Annotated in this window: 15 protein-coding genes; 7 read left to right on the top strand and 8 right to left on the bottom strand. The window is 72.4% G+C overall.

Annotation, left to right across the window (positions count from 1 at the left end; genetic code table 11):
* Positions 1-12 precede the first annotated feature (12 nt).
* The gene (locus AOK23_RS07295; RefSeq protein WP_055543239.1) at positions 13-759 is read right to left on the bottom strand and encodes an acyltransferase; all 747 of its coding nucleotides are present in this window, start codon (positions 757-759) and stop codon (positions 13-15) included.
* A gap of 177 nt (positions 760-936) precedes the next feature.
* Between AOK23_RS07295 and AOK23_RS07290 the strand changes: the two genes are divergently transcribed.
* Positions 937-1400: gamma carbonic anhydrase family protein (locus AOK23_RS07290; protein WP_240496292.1), on the top strand; the 464-nt coding region annotated here is incomplete at its 5' end.
* Between the two features lie 103 nt (positions 1401-1503).
* Here the strand turns inward: AOK23_RS07290 and AOK23_RS07285 are convergent.
* The 3 genes from AOK23_RS07285 to AOK23_RS07275 all read right to left on the bottom strand — a co-directional run bounded on the left by AOK23_RS07285 (position 1504) and on the right by AOK23_RS07275 (position 4431).
* A complete protein-coding gene (locus AOK23_RS07285; protein WP_055711925.1) occupies positions 1504-2154 on the bottom strand; it encodes a DedA family protein in 651 nt (216 codons plus the stop codon).
* Between the two features lie 73 nt (positions 2155-2227).
* Entirely contained in the window at positions 2228-3835 is a 1608-nt protein-coding gene (locus tag AOK23_RS07280; protein WP_055711924.1) for a carboxylesterase/lipase family protein, read from the bottom strand.
* A 158-nt stretch (positions 3836-3993) separates the two neighbouring features.
* Complete coding sequence (locus AOK23_RS07275) at positions 3994-4431, bottom strand: DUF4442 domain-containing protein (RefSeq protein ID WP_055711923.1); 438 nt, start codon at positions 4429-4431, stop codon at positions 3994-3996.
* A 185-nt stretch (positions 4432-4616) separates the two neighbouring features.
* On the opposite strand from AOK23_RS07275, the gene AOK23_RS07270 reads away from it, so the two are divergent.
* The 3 genes from AOK23_RS07270 to AOK23_RS07260 all read left to right on the top strand — a co-directional run bounded on the left by AOK23_RS07270 (position 4617) and on the right by AOK23_RS07260 (position 8186).
* On the top strand, positions 4617-5618 hold the full coding sequence (locus AOK23_RS07270; RefSeq protein ID WP_055711922.1) for a DUF8017 domain-containing protein: 1002 nt from the start codon (positions 4617-4619) through the stop codon (positions 5616-5618).
* Positions 5619-5679: 61 nt separating this feature from the next.
* Positions 5680-6744, top strand: a complete 1065-nt coding sequence (locus AOK23_RS07265; protein WP_055711921.1) for a DUF8017 domain-containing protein — start codon at positions 5680-5682, stop codon at positions 6742-6744.
* Between the two features lie 137 nt (positions 6745-6881).
* Positions 6882-8186 (top strand): MFS transporter, encoded by a 1305-nt coding sequence (locus tag AOK23_RS07260; protein WP_055711920.1) that lies wholly within the window; start codon positions 6882-6884, stop codon positions 8184-8186.
* On the opposite strand, the gene AOK23_RS07255 is transcribed toward AOK23_RS07260, so the two are convergent.
* Together AOK23_RS07255 and tuf are read right to left on the bottom strand one after the other, a co-directional pair.
* Complete coding sequence (locus tag AOK23_RS07255; RefSeq protein WP_055711919.1) at positions 8148-8993, bottom strand: spermidine synthase; 846 nt, start codon at positions 8991-8993, stop codon at positions 8148-8150. The two genes, AOK23_RS07260 and AOK23_RS07255, sit on opposite strands and share 39 nt — an antisense overlap.
* 155 nt (positions 8994-9148) lie before the next feature.
* Positions 9149-10318 carry an elongation factor Tu gene (gene tuf, locus AOK23_RS07250; RefSeq protein WP_055711918.1) on the bottom strand — a complete coding sequence of 390 codons (1170 nt, stop codon included), beginning with the start codon at positions 10316-10318 and terminating at the stop codon, positions 9149-9151.
* A gap of 510 nt (positions 10319-10828) precedes the next feature.
* On the opposite strand from tuf, the gene AOK23_RS07245 reads away from it, so the two are divergent.
* Entirely contained in the window at positions 10829-11611 is a 783-nt protein-coding gene (locus AOK23_RS07245) for a TVP38/TMEM64 family protein (RefSeq protein WP_055711917.1), read from the top strand.
* Between the two features lie 49 nt (positions 11612-11660).
* Here the strand turns inward: AOK23_RS07245 and AOK23_RS07240 are convergent, their stop codons facing one another.
* A complete protein-coding gene (locus AOK23_RS07240; protein WP_206336139.1) occupies positions 11661-12617 on the bottom strand; it encodes an SDR family NAD(P)-dependent oxidoreductase in 957 nt (318 codons plus the stop codon).
* 243 nt (positions 12618-12860) lie between these two features.
* Here AOK23_RS07240 and AOK23_RS07235 point away from each other — a divergent pair, with 243 nt between their 5' ends.
* Positions 12861-13367 (top strand): GNAT family N-acetyltransferase, encoded by a 507-nt coding sequence (locus tag AOK23_RS07235; RefSeq protein ID WP_055711916.1) that lies wholly within the window; start codon positions 12861-12863, stop codon positions 13365-13367.
* 54 nt (positions 13368-13421) lie between these two features.
* Here AOK23_RS07235 and AOK23_RS07230 read toward each other — a convergent pair whose 3' ends face one another.
* The gene (locus AOK23_RS07230; RefSeq protein WP_055711915.1) at positions 13422-14000 is read right to left on the bottom strand and encodes a TetR/AcrR family transcriptional regulator; all 579 of its coding nucleotides are present in this window, start codon (positions 13998-14000) and stop codon (positions 13422-13424) included.
* Between the two features lie 99 nt (positions 14001-14099).
* Between AOK23_RS07230 and AOK23_RS07225 the strand changes: the two genes are divergently transcribed.
* Positions 14100-14546: an anthrone oxygenase family protein gene (locus tag AOK23_RS07225; RefSeq protein WP_055711914.1), complete on the top strand. Its 447-nt coding sequence runs from the start codon at positions 14100-14102 to the stop codon at positions 14544-14546.
* Positions 14547-14677: the final 131 nt, after the last annotated feature.

Here is a 14677-nt window from a genome sequence, read left to right as displayed (position 1 = left end):
CGCCCCTTCCGCTCAGGCGGACTCCCCGGCCCCCTCCGCCTCCCACTCGGCCAACGCCAGCAACTGCTCCGGCGTGACCCCGTCAGGAATCGGCACGGGCGCGGGCGTCCGGATCGGCGGCTGCCAGCCCTCCACCGGGTCCCACCGTCGTACGACCTTCGCGGGCGCCCCCGCCACCACCGAGCGGTCCGGAACCTCGCCCCGGACGACCGCTCCGGCGGCCACCACCACGTTGCGCCCTATCCGCGCCCCCGGCAGGATCACCGCGCCGGTGCCGATCCAGCAGCCGGGCCCGATCGACACGGGGTCCATCCGCGGCCACTGCTTGCCGATCGGCTCGTGCGGGTCGTCGTACGAGTGGTTCGTGGACGTCACGTACACATACGGCCCGAAGTAGCAGTCGCTGCCGATGGTCACGCTGGTGTCGGCGATGACATGGCTGCCCCGGCCGAGGACGACGCCGTCGCCGATGCGCAGGATGGGCTCCGCGCCGAGGTCGAGGTCGGGCATCAGCCCGGCGGTCAGCGTGACCTGTTCGCCGATGATGCAGTGGGAGCCCAGGTGGATCCACGGCTCGCCGAAGACCGTGCCGAGCGGGAAGGCCAGTCTGGTACCGGTTCCCATCGCGCCGAACCGGAAGCGGCCGGGGTGCTCGGCCGTCACCGCCCCCGTGCGCTGCACCCACTCCCAGCCCGCGTGGACGGCGCGCTGCACCGCGCGACGCCGCCATGACGAGAACGTGTTCCTGCTTCTGGGCACCCGCTCACCGTACTCACCGGTCGGCTTCCGGACCGTGTCGTTCGACTGTGATCTTCACCCCACGCGACGCCGTGCCCATGGCTTACGGTGCGGAGGGAGACTGATCCATCACCAGGAGGCGGCAATGAATCGGCAGCGGGCCCTGATCACGGTGTTCGGCGGCAAGAAGCCGGACNNCGTCGGCGGTGATCGGCGACGTGACGCTGGGCGCCGGGTCCAGCGTCTGGTACGGCGCGGTGCTGCGGGCCGAGTTCGAGCCGATCGTGGTGGGGGCCGGGAGCAATGTGCAGGACAACTGCACGCTCCATGTCGACCCCGGTTTCCCGATCTCGATCGGCGAGCGCGTCTCGATCGGGCACAACGCCGTCGTGCACGGGGCGACCGTCGAGGACGACTGCCTGATCGGGATGGGCGCCACCGTGCTGAACGGCGCGGTGATCGGAGCGGGCTCCCTCGTCGCGGCGCAGGCGCTGGTGCCGCAGGGGATGCGGGTGCCGCCCGGTTCGCTGGTCGCGGGGGTGCCGGCGAAGGTCAAGCGCCCCCTCACCGAGGAGGAGCGCGAGGGCGTCACGCTGAACGGCACGCACTACACCGAGCTGGCGCAGGCCCACCGGGCCGCGCAGGAGGAGTACGGCGCCTGAGACGACAGGGGGCCGCGCCACCGGTCGGCGGCGCGGCCCCTGCCTGTCGGCACAGCCCGCGTATCTGCCCGTGCTCTGCCCCTGCTCCCTCGGGCCCGGGGCCTCAGTCCGCGGCGGGGACCAGTTCCGTCTCGCCGGCCTCGGCCTTCTCCGCCGCCTTCTTCGCCTTGCGCTTGATCACCAGCATCGACGTCACGCCGATCAGCACGGCCAGCACCAGGCCCAGCCACGAGAAGCGCTTGAGCCACGCCTCGGCCACCACGCCGACGTAGTAGATGACGGCGGTGGTGCCGCCGGCCCAGAGGATGCCGCCGAGCACGTTGGCGGTGAGGAAGCGCCAGTACGGCATCTGCAGGACACCGGCGAGGGGGCCGGCGAAGATCCGCAGCAGGGCGATGAAGCGGCCGAAGAAGACCGCCCACATGCCCCAGCGGTCGAAGGACCGCTCGGCGACCGCGATATTGCTCTCGCTGAAGTGCTTGGGGAATCTCCGGCCGAGCTTGGCCAGCAGCGGACGCCCGCCCTTGCGGCCGATGGCGTAGCCGATCGAGTCGCCGATGATCGCGCCGGCCGTGGCGCAGGCGCCGAGGACGACCGGGTTGATCTCGCCGTGCTGGGACGCGAGCAGCGCGGAGGAGACCAGGATGATCTCACCCGGCAGGGGGATACCCAGGCTCTCCAGACCGATGACCAGCCCCACCAGCAGATAGATGCTGAGCGGTGGCACCGTTTCGAGCCACTCCTGGACGTGCAAAGCCGCTTCCTCCCATGCGTCCGGTTCTCGGACCCGCGGCGCGCGCTCATGGTGGAGCGCGCGCCGGGGCAGCCTACCTGCTTACTGTGACGGCGGCGGAGCCCGGCAGGTTGTCCCACAGGTCGCACGCGTGCTCCCCGTGCACGGTCCGGCTGAGCCCGTTTCCGCCCTGCGCGGCGGCCCTGAGGGTCAGCACCTGGTCACCTCCGGCCGGGACGGCGGGCTGACCGGCGGCCCTCGGCAGCCCGTCGCGGATGAAGGAGCCCCAGTAGTCGGTCATCTGGCGCGCCAGTGCCCGCTGCCCGGCGTCCAGCGGGCTGTCCTGACCGAAGTGCCGGAAGAGGTACTGCACCTCGTTGACGTGGGTCGCGCCGAAGGCGAAGTCGGTGCCCAGGTTGCGCAGCGAGGCGAAGGGCGGGGAGGTCCGGTCGGCGAACTCGTACGCGTACACCGGCCCGCGCCCGGCGAGGACCTCGTTCAGCCGCAGCGCGGGGCAGGCGAAGCCCTGGTCGCCCTGGGCGGTGCCGTACGCGATGGTCGGCGAGGGGTGGTCCGTGAGCGGGTAGCGGTCGAGGACGCGGTCGCCGTAGGCGGCCCGCATGACCGTCGGGTACTGCTCCGCGGTGAGCGGGGTGCCGGCCGCGTCGAAGCGGGCGAACGCGAAGAGGCGGCCCTCGTCCTGGTTGGCGCCGTTGAGGACGGGCACCCGGGCGGCCGCCCCCTTCCGGAACGCCTCGAAGGGCTGGACGGGCAGGAAGGCGCCGCCGGCGACGGGCCCCCAGTTCAGGCCGGCCTGGGCGGCGAGGATCTCGGCGGCGGTCTTCCCGCGCAGGCACGCCGTGTCCGCGCAGCCGAGTCGCGTCATGAACGTCCTGCCCTGGGCGACCGCCGACTCGTGCGTGCGGGCCGAGCAGTCGCCGTACGCGCCGCTCTGCACGATGCCGGCGCGGAACAGGCCCCGGGAGGTGGGTGAGGCCAGCTGGGTGCAGACGGAGCGGCCGCCCGCGGACTCGCCCGCGATGGTGACGCGGCCCGGATCGCCGCCGAAGCGGCCGATGTTGGCGCGCACCCAGCGCAGCGCGGCCTGCTGGTCGAGCATGCCGAAGTTGCCGGAGACGCCGTCGCTCGCCTCTTTGTCGAGGGCGTCGGTGGCGAGGAAGCCCATGGCGCCGAGGCGGTAGTTGACGGTCACGACGACCGTGCCGGTACGCCGTGCGAAGGCGTCCGGTACGACGTCCTCGCCGGCGCCGGCGGTGAGACCGCCGCCGTGCAGCCAGACCATGACCGGGCGGCGGGTGGTGCCCTGCGGTGTGTACACGTTGAGGGCCAGACAGTCCTCGGTATGACTGGGCCGCTCGTAGCCGGGGTCCCAACTAGCCGTCTGGGCGCATCTGTTGCCGAACGCGCCGGCCTCGCGTACCCCCTGCCAGGGGGGCACCGGCCGGGGCTCGGTCCAGCGGAGGTCGCCGACGGGCTGCCGGGCGTAGGGGATGCCGAGGAACTGCCGCCCCTCGGCCGTGGTCTGCCCGCGTACCCAGCCGGCGTCGGTACGGACGACGGTCGGTTCTGAGGGGGTCGCGGCCTGGGCCGGGGCGGGTGCCAGGAGGGTGGCGGCGAGGGCGGTCGCTCCCACCGCCAGCCGCCATAAGCGTGCGGAACTCCGGGACACGGTGTCGTGCATGAGCCTCACTCCTTCGTGCAGGCGTCGTGGTGGACCACGTGTGCGCGTGTCGGCGGGGAACCTAGGGCCGTCAGTGACTCGTGTCAATGAGCTGCGCGAAGGAGCCCTCGCCGGTCGGCCGGGACGGCGGACGGCGAGGGTGACGGGAGCGGACCGGGTCAGCCGTTGGGGCGCAGGGTCCAGATGACGGTCATCTCGCCGGTGACGGCACCGTCCGCGCGTCGGATGGCGACGGAGACGGGGAACTCGGGGCGCTCCCCGGCGTCGAGCTCGGCGACGACCTCGGAGGCGGGACGGCCGAGGGTGGCGGTGGCCGTGACCTCGCCCATGGCGAGCTTCTTGTACGCGATCTCGGCGCTGACCGCGAGGGGCACGGCACGCGAGAGCTGGTCGCCGAAGGCGGCGAGGACGATCGCCCCGCTCGCCGACTCGCCCAGCGTGAACATCGCGCCGGCGTGCGGCCCGCCGACGTGGTTGTGGAAGTCGCTCCGGTCCGGCAGCGCCACCACGGCCTTCTCCGGCGTGGTCTCCAGGAACTCCAGGTTCAGCGTCCTGGCCATCGGCACCGTGGCGGCGAGCATCTCGCCGATCGACATCTGGTCTGCGCTCATGCCGCGATGTTACCCACGAGTAGGAACCTCTGACCAGGGGTGCCGCGGTGTGGTCAGCGCAACAGAACCCGGCCGCGCCCTGATCCCTCACGAACTCTCCACCTGACCAGTACATGCCTGGGGGCGCACGGTGACGGAACCGTGGCACGGGCTCACTACTGTTGCCGGGCATGTGGCCAGGACAGCAGCAGCCGCCCGGGGGCGAGCAGAATCCGCAGCAGAACCCGTACCAGCAGCCGGGGTACCAGCAGCCGAATCCCTACCAGCAGCCCGGCCATCAGCAGCCGACCGCGCAGGGACCGTACGGGCAGCAGTGGGGCACGCCGGCGTCGGCGGGCGCGCCGGAGCCGCCCGGCAAGAGCGGCGACCGGACCAAGCTCATCGCCGTCGTGACGGCCGCGGCCGTGGTCGTGGCCGCCGGGGTGACCGGGTTCCTCGTCCTCGGCGGCGACAAGGACGAGGAGGCGAAAGGCGGCGGCAAGGGCGGGAAGGCCTCTGCGAGCGCCTCCCAGGACCCGAGTCCCTCCGCCTCGGCCGACGACGGCCGCAGCGCGGACGGCCCCAAGCCGACCGTCGAGGGCTGGAAGGTCGTCGTCAACCCCAAGTGGGGCACGGCCTTCGACGTCCCGGCGGACTGGGAGGTCGCGTCGCCGACCACCGTCACCGGCTTCGAGGACGCCAAGGGCGACGTCGGGGACCCGCCCCTCATCACCATCTCGGCACCGGCGTTCCTCAAGTCCGAGTGGTGCACCTCGGACGACGACAAGGACGGCCGCGAGGACCACACCGAGCTCGCCGGCGCGGGCACCAAGGGCGCGAACGGCGCCAAGGACACCGACGAGATCGCCCTCAACCAGGTGCCCTGGTACGTGTACGGCGGCTACACGCAGCCCGACCGCAAGAGCCTCACCGTCGACAAGAAGGCACAGCCGTACACGACGGCCTCCGGGGTGGAGGGCAGTGTCGCCTGGGCCCGCTCCAAGAACACGCCGCAGAAGGGCAAGTGCGCCAGCGACGGCAAGGCCGTGACCTTCGGGTTCAAGAACTCCGCGGGCGACTATGTGGCGTGGAGCCTGTTCGGTGCCACCGGTGTCGACGACGAACTCCCGGACGCGACCATCGAGAAGATCCTGAGCACGGTCCGGCTGTACGGCGAACCCACGGGCGGCTGACGACCGTGGGGCGGGGGCTGGCGTGGCACCCCCGCCCCCGGCACATCTATGGTTACGAGCCATGTGGCCAGGACAGCAGCAGCCGCCCGGGGGCGAGCAGAACCCGCAGCAACCGAACCCGTACCAGCAACCCGGGTACGGCCAGCCGGGACAGACGGGGCACCAACAGCCGGTGTACCAGCAGCCCGGGTACCAGCAGCCGAACCCGTACCAGCAGCCCGGGTACCAGTCGACGGGTCAGCAACCGCAGTACGGGCAGCAGCCCCAGTGGGGTGCCCCGTCCCCGGTGGGTGCGCCGGAACCGCCGGGCGGAGGCGGCGGCAACCGGACCAAGCTCATCGCGATCGTGGCGGCCACGGCGGTCGTCGTGGCCGCCGGTGTGACCGGATTCCTGGTCCTCGGCGGCGACGAGGACGGCAAGATCGAGGCGAAGGACGACCCCAAGCCGTCGGTCTCGCCCACGCCGACCGCCTCGGAGAGCCAGGACAACCCGCGCGGTGAGGACGCCGGCGCGCAGCCGACCGTCGAGGGCTGGAAGGTCGTCGTCAACCCGAAGTGGGGCACGGCCTTCGACGTACCCCCGGACTGGGACGTCAAGACGCCCGGCACCTTCATCGGCTTCGACGACAACTCGAAGGACGACACCTCCGTCATCATCGGCATGTCGGCGCCCGCCATCCTCAAGGAGAAGTGGTGTGTCTCCGACGCCAACAAGGACGGCTACAAGGAGGAGACGTCCCTCGCCGCCGTCGGCACCAAGGGGCAGCAGGGCGCGAAGAACACCGACGACATCGCCCGCAACGACTCGGCGTGGTGGGTCTTCGGCGGGTACACCGACCAGAAGGACTCCTCGAAGAAGCTGATGAAGGTCGGCAAGCCCGAGCCGTACACGACGGCGTCGGGTGTCGAGGGCAGTGTCGCGACCACCTCCTCGACCGGTGTCCCCAAGAAGGGCAAGTGCGACACCGACGGCAAGGCGACCACATTCGCCTTCAAGAACTCCAAGGATGACTACGTCTCCTGGACGTTCCACGGCGCCAAGGGCGTCGACGACGAGGTGCCGGACGCGACGGTGCAGAAGATCCTCAGCACGGTACGGCTGTACGGCGAGCCCACGGGCGGCTGAGCGCGACACCGGGTACGGGGGCCGGCGGGTGCCGGCCCCCGAGGCGGCCGAGCCACCCCGTCCCGGTGGCCTGATCTGGCCATACGCCATGCGGAAACGGTTTGGCAAGCACTGCCGGGGGCGGCGATAGTCGGCCGGTGACCACTCCCGCCGCCTTCCGCCGCCGGCCCGCCTGGGCGGGCCGCAACTACACGATGCTGACGGCCGCCGCGGTCGTCACCAACCTGGGCAGCCACGGCGCCCTCATCGCGGCCGCGTTCGCGGTCCTGGAGTCGGGCGGCGACGGCGGGGACGTGGGTCTGGTCGCGGCGGCGCGCACCTTGCCGCTGGTGCTGTTCCTGCTGATCGGCGGCGCGGTCGCGGACCGGCTGCCGCGGCACCGGGTGATGGTCGCCGCGAACACCCTCAACTGCCTCTCCCAGGCCGTCTTCGCGGTGCTGGTGCTCACCGGGGAGGCCCGGCTGTGGCAGATGATGCTGCTGTCCGCCCTCGGCGGCACCGGGCAGGCGTTCTTCAACCCGGCGGCCGAGGGCATGCTGCTCTCCTCGGTCACCGCCGAGCAGGCGGGGCGGGCCTTCGCCCTGTTCCGGTTCGCCTCGCAGGGCGCGACCATGACCGGCGCGGCCGTCGGGGGTGCGCTCGTCGCGGTGATCGGCCCCGGCTGGGTGCTCGCCGTCGACGCGGCCGCGTTCGCGATCGCCGGGGCCATGCGCGCCTTCCTCGACGTGAGCCACATACCGGACCGCGAGCCGGGCCACGGCATGCTCGCCGATCTCCGCGACGGCTGGCGGGAGTTCGTCGGCCGGCCCTGGCTGTGGGCGATCGTCGTGCAGTTCTCCCTCGTCAACGCGGTCATCGTCGCCGCCGACGCAGTCTACGGCCCCCAGGTGGCCCGCGACCATCTGGGCGGTGCGGGCCCCTGGGGTCTGGCGCTGGCGTTGTTCGGGGCCGGCAACGCCGTCGGGGCGCTGCTGATGACCCGTTGGAAACCGCGCCGGCTGCTCCTGGTGGGTGTGCTGTGCGTCTTCCCGTTCGCTCTGCCGTCCGCGGCGCTCGCCGTGCCCGCGCCGATCGCCGTGCTGTGCGTGACGATGTTCGTCGGGGGCATGTCGATCGAGGTGTTCGGCGTCTCCTGGATGACGGCGCTGCACCAGGAGATCCCCGAGGAGAAGCTGTCGCGCGTCTCGGCGTACGACTGGTTCGGCTCGGTCTCGATGGTGCCGCTGGCCGCCGCGCTGGCGGGGCCCGCGGAGAGCGCCTTCGGCCGTCCGGCGGCCCTGTGGGGCTGTGCCGGGCTGTGCGTCGCGGCCACGGCGGCGGTGCTGTGCATCCGGGACGTGCGGACGCTGACCCTGCGGAGCGCCGAGCCCGTCGCCGTGGGCGAGCCGGGCGCCGAGCCCGTGTCAGCCGATGCCGAAGGCGCCGTCGGGCGGCTCGGGTGACGGCACCGCGTCCTCCTCGCCGACGGGCGCGGCACCGCCGATGAAGTCGCGCAGCGCCGCCCCGTGCTCGACCCGTGCGGGGAAGGTGTCACCTGCGGTGCGCCGGGCGAGTGCGGCGACGTCGAGCGGCCGCTGGGAGGCGAGCAGCACGGCGTTGCCGAACCTCCGGCCGCGCAGCACCCCGGGTTCGGCGATCAGCACCAGCTCCTCGAACACGGTGCCCAGCGTCGCCAGTTGGGACCGCAGGAAGGCGAAGGGCGCGGCGTCGGCGAGGTTCGCGAGGTAGACGCCGTCCGCCCGCAGGACCCGTGCGGCGGCCCGCGCGTACCCCTCGGTCGTCAGATGCGCGGGCACGCGCGAGCCGCCGAAGACGTCCGCGACGATGACGTCGGCGGAGCCGGTGGGAGCGCCTTCGAGCCATTTCCTGGCGTCGGCGCCGTGCAGCGCGATCCCGGCGTCCGCCGGCAGCGGCAGCTGCTCCACGACGAGGTCCAGCAGCCCCCGGTCGTACTCGACGACGTCCTGCCGGGACCCCGGGCGGGTGGCGGCCACGTAGCGGGGCAGGGTGAGCGCGCCCCCGCCAAGGTGCAGCACGTCGAGCGGCCGCCCCGGCTCCGCCACGGTGTCCAGCGCGTGCCCGAGCCGCCGCGCGTACTCGAACTCCAGGTGCGTGGGCTCGTCCAGGTCGACGTACGACTGCGGGGCCCCGTCCACCGTCAGCAGCCAGGCCCGCTCCCGGTCGACGTCGGGCATGAGCTTGGCGGTGCCCCGGTCGATGACACGGGAGACGGGTATGGCTTCGTTCACGGGACCCATTCTGCCGGGCGCGGAGCCGGTCGAGGGACCGTCGGAGCGCCGCCGGAAAAGGGTTCGAGGGACCACGCGACCGACCGTAAAGGGGTGTGTGGGGAACCGCGCGACCGGCCACGACGGCCCGCGGTCCCCCACGCTCCTTGCCCCGACTAGCGGACGGCCGTGACGGTCCCCGCCCCCACGGTGCGGCCGCCCTCACGGATCGCGAACCCGAGACCGGGCTCCAACGGAACGTCCCGTCCCAGCTCCACGCTCATCGTGACCCGGTCGCCCGGCCGGGCGACGGCCGCCTCCCCGAGGTCGACGTCGCCGACCACGTCCGCGGTGCGGATGTAGAACTGCGGCCGGTACCCGCTGGACACCGGCGTCGTACGGCCTCCCTCCTTCGCCGAGAGCACATACACCTGCGCGGTGAAGTGCCGGCTGGGTACGACACTTCCCGGCGCGGCCACCACGTGTCCGCGCCGGACGGTGTCCCGCGCCACCCCGCGCAGCAGCAGCGCCACGTTGTCCCCGGCCTGCGCCTCCGCCATGGGCTTGCCGAAGGTCTCCAGACCGGTGACGACCGTCTCGACGTCCGCGCCGAGCACCTCGACCCGGTCGCCGACCCGGATGGTGCCCCGCTCGACGGCACCGGTGACGACGGTCCCCCGTCCGGTGATCGTCAGGACGTTCTCCACGGACAGCAGGAACGGCGCGTCCAGATACCGCTCGGGCATCGGGACATAGGTGTCCACCGCGTCGAGCAGCGCCTCGATGGACGCCGTCCAGCGTGGGTCCCCTTCGAGGGCCCTGAGCCCGGAGACCCGTACGACGGGGACGGAGTCGCCACCGTAGCCGTGCGCGGTGAGCAACTCGCGCACCTCCAGCTCGACGAGGTCCGTCAGTTCCTCGTCACCCGCGTCGGCCTTGTTGAGCGCCACCACGATGTGGTTGACGCCCACCTGCCGGGCGAGCAGGACGTGCTCGGCGGTCTGGGGCATGATCCCGTCGAGCGCGGAGACGACGAGGATCGCCCCGTCGAGCTGCGCGGCACCGGTGACCATGTTCTTGACGTAGTCGGCGTGTCCGGGCATGTCGACGTGCGCGTAGTGCCGGGTGTCGGTCTCGTACTCGACGTGCGCGATGTTGATGGTGATGCCGCGCGCCGCCTCCTCGGGGGCGCGGTCGATACGGTCGAACGGCACGAACGTGCCGGCCCCGCGCTCGGCGAGGACCTTGGTGATGGCGGCGGTCAGGGTGGTCTTGCCGTGGTCGACGTGGCCCATCGTGCCGATGTTGAGGTGCGGTTTCGTGCGGACGTAAGCGGTCTTGGACATGGCGATACCTCGAAGCCTCTTCAGCGGTACTGAGTGATGGCCCCGGCGCCGTGAGGGCGTGGCCGGGACGGGGACCCCGAGAATTCGCCGACCCTCCCCCTGCGGGGTCCGCCGGAATCTCCGGGAAGGGTCAGCTTCGGGCGCCGTCTGCGGCGGCCACGACGATCAGAAGGGCAGCCTTCGGCGCATCTGCGTCTACCGCGGACGCTGCGAGAACGAAGGCGTACCGGAACATGGGGCGATCCTCGCCGACGCGTCGGTCCGCGTCGAATGGTTTTCCGGGAGGGCGAGTTCGGGAACCGGGCCGAAGAGAGATGCTTCACAGGTCGGGGGCCGGCTGAACGCGGGCCGGGCGGTGCCCGTGCTCCCGAAGACGCAGGCCGCGCGGTGTACGGTCCCCGGCCCGGCGCCCGGTGGCGGATGCCCGAGGGCGCTGTCGTTCCGGTTCCTGTGACCGTGGTGAGACGTCCCGTAGGGCGTACACACACATCGGTCGGTTACCGTCGACGAATGCTCGATGCCACCACCCGCTCTGGGGGCACCGCCTCGGTCCTTCCCCGGACCGCCGCCACGGAGCTCGCCGTCGCCGCACCCGCAGCCGTCCCCGCCGTCTCGCCGAACGGCGCCGCCCGCTGGGGCAGAGCCCTGCTCTCGCCGTGGGCGCGGTTCTCGCTGCTGCTGGCGCTGCTCGCCGGCGCCGTGGTGACCGTGCTGCTGTTCGAGCCGCAGCGGCTGCTGGCCGACGGCTGGCCGCCCCAGCTGAGCGGCGGCACCGCGACCGTGGTGTTCGCGGTGGCGTACGGGCTGTGCACGGTGGCGTTCGTGCCCCGGCCGATCCTCAACATCGCGGCGGGCGCCCTCTTCGGCTCGCAACTGGGGCTGGCCTCCGCGCTCGCGGGAACGGTCCTCGGGGCGGGGCTCGCCTTCGCGCTGGGCCGGATGCTCGGGCAGGACGCGCTGCGGCCGCTGCTGCGGCACCGCTGGCTGAAGTCGGCGGACGGCCAGCTCAGCCGTCACGGTTTCCGTTCGATGCTGGCGGCCCGCCTCTTCCCCGGGGTGCCGTTCTGGGCGGCGAACTACTGCGCCTCCGTCTCCCGCATGGGCTATCTGCCGTTCCTGCTGGCCACCGCCCTCGGCTCCATCCCCAACACCGCTGCCTACGCCGTCGCGGGCGCCCGCGCCTCGGCCCCGACGTCCCCGGCCTTCCTGCTCGCGATGGCGTGCATCGCGCTCCCGGCGCTGCTGGGCGCGGCCCTGGCCTGGCGCAAGCGCCACCACCTGCGGGCCCGCTGACACCGGCGGGCGGGACGGGCTCGAAGGGGCCGTCCTGCGGCTTCCGCGCCTACCGGAAGCCGAGGTGGGGGTCGGTGTCGGCCAACTCCGCGCTCGCGGCCCACAGGGCGGCGGCGACCTCCGCATCGGTCATGTGCGAGGGCACGGGCTCACGCCGTGGTGTGCCCCGCAGGCCGAAGACCCTCGGCCCCCACAACTGCCCTCCCCGCACCTCCGCGTCCAGCACGGCACGGACGACGGGCCATGCCCCGGCGTCCTTGCCCTGCACCAGGAGCCCGGCGGGCAGGGCGCGCAGCCGCTCGCCGGGGGGTGTCACGCGTATCGGCGGGCGTGACGGGGTGAGGGAGTCCAGCGCGCCGCCGGGGTGGGCCACCACGCTGAGCACCGTGCTGCCGACGGCGCGGAGGTGGCGATCGAGTGCGAAGCCGAAGCACATCTGCGCCAGCTTCGAGCGGCCGTAGGTGCGCTTGGGCCGGTAGTCCCGGGTCGACTGGAGGTCGCCCAGGTCCAGTCGCTCGGATCGTGCCGCGAAGCTTCCCACCGTCACGATGCGGCCCGCAGACGCCGCGGACAGGAGGGGGGCCAACCACCGGGTGAGCGCGAAGTGGCCGAGGTGGTTGGTGCCGAACATCAGCTCGTGGCCGTCCGCGGTCTCCCGGCGCGGCGGGTCGTCGAGCGCGACCCCCGCGTTGTGCACCACCGCGTCGAGATGTCGGAGGTCCAGCCCGTCCACGGCGGTTCTCAGGGACGACAGGTCGGCGAGGTCCAGTGGGAGGTGTCGCAGACGCGCGCCGGGGACGCGCGCGCGGATCGAGGCCATGGCGGCGTCGGCCTTCGCGGGGTCCCGGCTGCCCAGCACCACCACGGCGCCGGTCGCGGCGAGCTGCTCCGCGACGAAGTAGCCGATCCCGGCGTTGCCTCCGGTGACCAGGACGTTCCTGCCCTCGGCGGACGGCAGCCGGTGAACGTCCCACGGTCGGCTCCGGGACAGGGATACGGAAGACACGATGACAGCTCCAAGCGCTCGGCGGCGGCGTGCTCATGGGGAGCACCGACCCGCCCAAGGTCGCAACCCCCGCCGACACACCGCTGACAGAGCACGGCCACCGCCGACAGACCTCCGACACCCCTCCGAACACCGCCAGTCACGGCACCGTTCCGAGGAACGCGAGCTCCGACACCGCCCCGAGGGCTGCGAGGACCCGCCTTATTCGGTGGCGCTTTCCCACTCGCCTCGGACAATGCGTTCATGCATATCCGTGCGGTGCGCCAGGACGAACTGCCCCTACTCCAGGACATCGAGAAGGCCGCCGGGGAGTGCTTCCGGGACATCGGCATGCCGGAGATCGCCGACGACGAACCACTCCCGCTCGGTGAACTCGCCCGTCACCTCCACGCCGGGCTCGCCTGGGTCGCGGCCGACGACGCCGACACCCCGGTCGCCTATCTGATCGCCGACCATGTCGACGGGAGCCTCCACGTCGAGCAGGTGTCGGTGCACCCGGACAGCGCGCGCCGCGGCGTCGGCCGATCCCTGCTGGACCAGCTGGCCGGTCACGCCACGACCGAGGGGGCGCCCGCCCTGACGCTGACCACATTCACCGAAGTCCCGTGGAACGCCCCCTACTACGCGCGCTGCGGATTCCGGCTCCTGGACGACAGTGGGCTCACCCCCGGCCTACGGGCGATCCGCGCACGGGAAGCGGCGCACGGCCTGGACCGGTGGCCCCGGGCATGCATGCGCCGGCCGCTGTGACACCGCCCCCTTTGACACCGCCGCCCGTTCCCGTGGTGGTCTCCGCGGGCGGCGTCAGACCACGGCGAGCCGGTCCACCAGCAGCTCCAGTCTCCCCTCGGCGTACTCCGCCGGCAGCCGTCCCGCCCGGGTCAGGGTCGCCAGCCCGTGCAGGGACGCCCAGAACACCTCGGTGAACACGCCCGGGTGGACGCCGTCCCCGGCCACCTCAGCGAGGGTCTCCAGCAGGGCGGCGAAGGCGTCCTTCAGCGGTGCGGGGGTGTCCTCCCGCGCGAACGCCAGACCGCCGTCGAGCTGGAACATGGCGTCGTAGACCGCCGGGTTGCGCTCGGCGAAGTCGAGGTAGGTGCGGGCGAGGACGACGACCCGGGCGCGCGGGCCGTCCGCGGCGCGGGCCGCGGCCCGCAGCGCCGTGGCCATCTCGGCGGCGCCTTCGAGGGCGACGGCGCCGATGATCTCCCGTTTGCCCCGGAAGTGGCTGTAGAGGACGGGCTGGCTGTACTCGATGCGCTCGGCCAGACGACGGGTGGTGACCGCGTCCCAGCCCTGCTCCTCGGCGAGTTCGCGGGCCGTCGCCACGATCAGACGTTCACGGGCCGCCCGCTCGCGTTCCTTGCGTTCCTGTACCGACATGCCTCGAATTCTAGCACCGCTAGACAATCGAGCGGCGCCAGTACTAGCGTTGCCACATCAGCTAGCAACGCTAGATCGATCTCGGGAAGAGGCATCGCCATGCTCAACGCGCTTCAGGTCGTCACCCTCGTGTCCGTCGGCGTGATGGTGGGGGTGGAGTTCTCCGTCGCCTTCGTCCTCAACCGGATCTTCGACGCGCTCCCCGGCGACAGCGGTCAGCTCGGCCGCTCCCACGGGGGCCGGATGCTCGGTGCCGTGATGCCGTTCTGGTACATCAGCTCGCTGGCCCTCGTCGGGGTCTGGGCCGCGGCCGGCTGGCACGACCCCGGCACCGGCCTCGTCGTCACCGCCGGCGTGCTGCTGCTCCTCAGCGTGCTCATGTCGGTCCTGCTGCTCGTCCCGATCAACAACCGGGGCAAGACCTGGACCCCCGACAACCGGCCCGCCGACTGGAAGGAGCAGATGAACCGCTGGGAGCGCTACCACTACGGCCGCGTCGCCCTCATCATCGCCGCCTTCGCCCTGCTGGCCGCCGCCCTCGTCTGACCTCGCGGGCGACGCGCGGGCGGCACACCGCCCCATGGTGATCGAGGACATCCGCGGCCACGAACAGACGCCGGCGGTCACCTGCGAACAAGAGGCTCACACCCGCGCCCTGAAGGGGCGCGGGGAGCTGC

The organism is Streptomyces torulosus (assembly GCF_001419765.1).
Lineage (GTDB): Bacteria > Actinomycetota > Actinomycetes > Streptomycetales > Streptomycetaceae > Streptomyces > Streptomyces torulosus.
The sequence above is the reverse complement of the archived record's forward strand: the minus strand, read 5'-3'. Positions and strand labels throughout refer to the sequence as shown.